Raw genomic sequence first — 5,364 nt, 5'->3', positions numbered from 1 at the left:
CTTTTTACTTTTGCACTCGCAAATCAGGGACAAGATGACAGATTAAGATTCCTGATGAAGCGAAAAGAACAAAGTTCATTGACATAACATATAACAACCAAGTAAGGAAAAAAAACCAAAGCGTCAATTTTAAATTGAGTTTGAGTATAAGGACAAACAAACATACAATGGAGAGTTTGATCCTGGCTCAGGATGAACGCTAGCGGGAGGCCTAACACATGCAAGCCGAGCGGTATTGTTTCTTCGGAAATGAGAGAGCGGCGCACGGGTGCGGAACACGTGTGCAACCTGCCTTTATCTGGGGGATAGCCTTTCGAAAGGAAGATTAATACCCCATAATATAATTGATGGCATCATTGATTATTGAAAACTCCGGTGGATAGAGATGGGCACGCGCAAGATTAGATAGTTGGTAGGGTAACGGCCTACCAAGTCAATGATCTTTAGGGGGCCTGAGAGGGTGATCCCCCACACTGGTACTGAGACACGGACCAGACTCCTACGGGAGGCAGCAGTGAGGAATATTGGACAATGGGTGAGAGCCTGATCCAGCCATCCCGCGTGAAGGACGACGGCCCTATGGGTTGTAAACTTCTTTTGTATAGGGATAAACCTTTCCACGTGTGGAAAGCTGAAGGTACTATACGAATAAGCACCGGCTAACTCCGTGCCAGCAGCCGCGGTAATACGGAGGGTGCAAGCGTTATCCGGATTTATTGGGTTTAAAGGGTCCGTAGGCGGATCTGTAAGTCAGTGGTGAAATCTCATAGCTTAACTATGAAACTGCCATTGATACTGCAGGTCTTGAGTAAGGTAGAAGTAGCTGGAATAAGTAGTGTAGCGGTGAAATGCATAGATATTACTTAGAACACCAATTGCGAAGGCAGGTTACTATGTCTTAACTGACGCTGATGGACGAAAGCGTGGGGAGCGAACAGGATTAGATACCCTGGTAGTCCACGCCGTAAACGATGCTAACTCGTTTTTGGGTTTTCGGATTCAGAGACTAAGCGAAAGTGATAAGTTAGCCACCTGGGGAGTACGTTCGCAAGAATGAAACTCAAAGGAATTGACGGGGGCCCGCACAAGCGGTGGATTATGTGGTTTAATTCGATGATACGCGAGGAACCTTACCAAGACTTAAATGGGAAATGACAGATTTAGAAATAGATCCTTCTTCGGACATTTTTCAAGGTGCTGCATGGTTGTCGTCAGCTCGTGCCGTGAGGTGTTAGGTTAAGTCCTGCAACGAGCGCAACCCCTGTCACTAGTTGCTAGCATTAAGTTGAGGACTCTAGTGAGACTGCCTACGCAAGTAGAGAGGAAGGTGGGGATGACGTCAAATCATCACGGCCCTTACGTCTTGGGCCACACACGTAATACAATGGCCGGTACAGAGGGCAGCTACACAGCGATGTGATGCAAATCTCGAAAGCCGGTCTCAGTTCGGATTGGAGTCTGCAACTCGACTCTATGAAGCTGGAATCGCTAGTAATCGCGCATCAGCCATGGCGCGGTGAATACGTTCCCGGGCCTTGTACACACCGCCCGTCAAGCCATGGAAGTCTGGGGTACCTGAAGTCGGTGACCGTAAAAGGAGCTGCCTAGGGTAAAACAGGTAACTAGGGCTAAGTCGTAACAAGGTAGCCGTACCGGAAGGTGCGGCTGGAACATCTCATTTTAGAGACTATACGTCAAAAAATATTAAAGTGCTTTATACAAAAAGCTTTGGTTTTTTTACTCGGTTGATTATATAAAAAATAAACCCACTAGAAATTAGTAAAGGGAAAGAGATTTAGTTTAAGAAGTTAGAGGTTAGACATTAGAAGTTAGTAAAACTGACAACTATCAACTAACAACCGACAACTAAAAATGAAGTCTCGTAGCTCAGCTGGTTAGAGCGCTACACTGATAATGTAGAGGTCGGCAGTTCGAGCCTGCCCGAGACTACTAATTGTAAAAGACGGGAAGAAATCAGATATGAGACGACAGACATTAAGTCTGAGATCTATCATCTGACATCTGAAGTCTACTAGAGGGGGAATTAGCTCAGCTGGCTAGAGCGCCTGCCTTGCACGCAGGAGGTCAAGGGTTCGACTCCCTTATTCTCCACTGTTTTAGGAGTTTGATTTAAAAGTTACGATTGGAGCCAAAAACAACAATTGTTCATCAGACGAATAGAAAGCAACAAAGATCATTGACATTAACGGTAAAGACATCACAAAGAGAAAACCGAGCGCAAACAAGCGCTTGAGTAACCTAAAAATAGGAAAGAAATCGTTAAGGGCGTATGGCGGATGCCTAGGCTTTCAGAGGCGAAGAAGGACGTGGTAAGCTGCGAAAAGCTGCGGGGATCGGCACACACGAATTGATCCGCAGATGTCCGAATGGGGCAACCCAATACATTGAAGATGTATTACCTCGTAAGAGGAGCAAACCCGGAGAACTGAAACATCTAAGTACCCGGAGGAAAAGAAATCGAAGAGATTCCGTAAGTAGTGGCGAGCGAAAGCGGATTAGCCCAAAAGTCTTTATATGTTTAAAAGAATGTTCTGGAAAGAACAGCCATAGAGGGTGATAGCCCCGTATTTGAAAGGCATACATAGATGATAAATGAGTAGGGCGGGACACGTGAAATCCTGTCTGAATATGGGGGGACCATCCTCCAAGGCTAAATACTCCTGAAAGACCGATAGTGAACAAGTACTGTGAAGGAAAGGTGAAAAGCACTTCGAATAGAAGGGTGAAATAGAACCTGAAACCGTACGCCTACAAGCGGTCGGAGCACCTATATGGTGTGACGGCGTGCCTTTTGCATAATGAGCCTACGAGTTAATTTTACTAGCGAGGTTAAGGACTTCAGGTCCGGAGCCGGAGCGAAAGCGAGTCTGAATAGGGCGCATAGTTAGTAGGATTAGACGCGAAACCTTGTGATCTACCCATGGGCAGGTTGAAGCTTTGGTAACACAAAGTGGAGGACCGAACCGGTTGACGTTGAAAAGTCTTCGGATGACTTGTGGGTAGGGGTGAAAGGCCAATCAAACTGGGAGATAGCTCGTACTCCCCGAAATGCATTTAGGTGCAGCGTTGAGACAAGTTTATTAGAGGTAGAGCTACTGATTGGATGCGGGGGAGTCAAATCCTACCAATTCCTGACAAACTCCGAATGCTAATAAATGTTTCTCAGCAGTGAGGGCGCGGGTGCTAAGGTCCGTGTCCGAGAGGGAAAGAACCCAGACCAACAGCTAAGGTCCCTAAATATATGCTAAGTTGAAACAACGCGGTTGGACTGCATTGACAGCTAGGATGTTGGCTTGGAAGCAGCCATTCATTTAAAGAGTGCGTAACAGCTCACTAGTCGAGCGGTCCGGCATGGATAATAATCGGGCATAAGCATATTACCGAAGCTATGGATTTATAATTTATTATATCTGGTAGGGGAGCATTCTATTTGCGCCGAAGCAGTATCGTGAGGTATTGTGGAGCGGATAGAAAAGAAAATGTAGGCATAAGTAACGATAAAGGGGGCGAGAAACCCCCTCACCGAAAGACTAAGGTTTCCTCAGCCATGCTAATCAGCTGAGGGTTAGTCGGGACCTAACGCGAACCCGAAAGGGGTAGTGGATGGACAATGGGTTAATATTCCCATACTTGCTCACACTAAAAAGGGGACGGAGTGACGTAGCTACTGGAGACTGACGGAATAGTCAAGGCCTAGCCTTCGGGCGAAGCTGCTGTAGTGAACTCGCTTCCAAGAAAAGCCGAAGTGAAGCAACCCGTACCAAAACCGACACAGGTAGTCGAGGAGAGAATCCTAAGGTGCTCGAGTGAGTCGTGGCTAAGGAACTAGGCAAAATAGTCTCGTAACTTCGGAAGAAGAGACGCCAGCAGCAATGCTGGCCGCAGTGAAGAGGCCCAGGCGACTGTTTATCAAAAACACAGGACTCTGCTAAATCGAAAGATGCTGTATAGGGTCTGACACCTGCCCGGTGCTGGAAGGTTAAGGAAGGGCGTTAGCGTAAGCGAAGCGTTTGACTGAAGCCCCAGTAAACGGCGGCCGTAACTATAACGGTCCTAAGGTAGCGAAATTCCTTGTCGGGTAAGTTCCGACCTGCACGAATGGTGTAACGATCTGGGCACTGTCTCAGCCACGAGCTCGGTGAAATTGTAGTATCGGTGAAGATGCCGATTACCCGCAATGGGACGAAAAGACCCTGTGAACCTTTACTATAACTTCGTATTGACTTTGAGTAAGTAATGTGTAGGATAGGTGGGAGACTATGAAGCGGGCACGCTAGTGTTCGTGGAGTCAACGTTGAAATACCACCCTTTACTTACTTGGAGCCTAACTTCTTTTAGAAGGACATTGCGTGGTGGGTAGTTTGACTGGGGTGGTCGCCTCCAAAAGAGTAACGGAGGCTTTCAAAGGTACCCTCAGCACGCTTGGTAACCGTGCGTAGAGTGTAATGGCATAAGGGTGCTTGACTGTGAGACCTACAAGTCGATCAGGTGCGAAAGCAGGACATAGTGATCCGGTGGTTCCGTATGGAAGGGCCATCGCTCATAGGATAAAAGGTACTCCGGGGATAACAGGCTAGTCTCCCCCAAGAGCTCATATCGACGGGGAGGTTCGGCACCTCGATGTCGGCTCGTCACATCCTGGGGCTGGAGAAGGTCCCAAGGGTTGGGCTGTTCGCCCATTAAAGTGGCACGCGAGCTGGGTTCAGAACGTCGTGAGACAGTTCGGTCTCTATCTATTGCGGGCGTTAGATGTTTGAGAGGGCTTGATTCTAGTACGAGAGGACCGAATTGAACAAACCTCTGGTGTATCAGTTGTACCGCCAGGTGCACCGCTGAGTAGCTACGTTTGGAAGAGATAAGCACTGAAAGCATATAAGTGCGAAACTCGCCTCAAGATGAGACATCTTTTAAGGGTCGTTGGAGATGACGACGTTGATAGGCTACAGGTGTAAAGACAGTAATGTCATAGCCGAGTAGTACTAATTACCCGTAGATTTATAGCCTATTGGTTACAATAACCCAAGCGTTTGTTGCGCAACAAAGGTTCTCTCTTTGTGAACGTTTTTATCGATTTTTTAACTAGAAGTTGGAAATGAGATGTTAGAATTTAGATTTAATCTAACTTCTAAGCTCTAAAATCTAATCTCTCTATTTAAATATAAATATACTGTACAACCTTTTGTACAAACAGCCTTTAGGGTGGTTTTAGCAGAGGGGCTCACCTGTTCCCATTCCGAACACAGAAGTTAAGCCCTCTAGCGCCGATGGTACTGCGAAAGCGGGAGAGTAGGTCGCCGCCAGTTTTTTTTAAAGCTCATCAATTTATTTTGATGAGCTTTTTTT

General features: G+C 46.8%; 2 tRNA genes and 3 rRNA genes. All 5 read left to right on the top strand.

The window, feature by feature from the left end:
- Positions 1 to 164 precede the first annotated feature (164 nt).
- The 5 genes from BUR19_RS18685 (at position 165) to rrf (ending at position 5,324) form a co-directional block, all read left to right on the top strand.
- Positions 165 to 1,681 (top strand): 16S ribosomal RNA (locus BUR19_RS18685).
- Between the two features lie 195 nt (positions 1,682 to 1,876).
- A tRNA-Ile gene (locus tag BUR19_RS18680) sits at positions 1,877 to 1,950 on the top strand.
- Positions 1,951 to 2,038: 88 nt separating this feature from the next.
- Positions 2,039 to 2,112 (top strand) — tRNA-Ala (locus BUR19_RS18675).
- A gap of 158 nt (positions 2,113 to 2,270) precedes the next feature.
- Positions 2,271 to 5,024: ribosomal RNA gene (locus BUR19_RS18670) — 23S ribosomal RNA — on the top strand.
- A gap of 192 nt (positions 5,025 to 5,216) precedes the next feature.
- Positions 5,217 to 5,324: ribosomal RNA gene (gene rrf / locus BUR19_RS18665) — 5S ribosomal RNA — on the top strand.
- The 16S, 23S and 5S rRNA genes sit together here with 2 tRNA genes alongside, the layout of an rRNA operon.
- Positions 5,325 to 5,364 lie beyond the last annotated feature (40 nt).

It is taken from the genome of Epilithonimonas zeae, from assembly GCF_900141765.1.
Lineage (GTDB): Bacteria > Bacteroidota > Bacteroidia > Flavobacteriales > Weeksellaceae > Epilithonimonas > Epilithonimonas zeae.
This window is presented reverse-complemented; position numbering and strand designations above follow the sequence as displayed.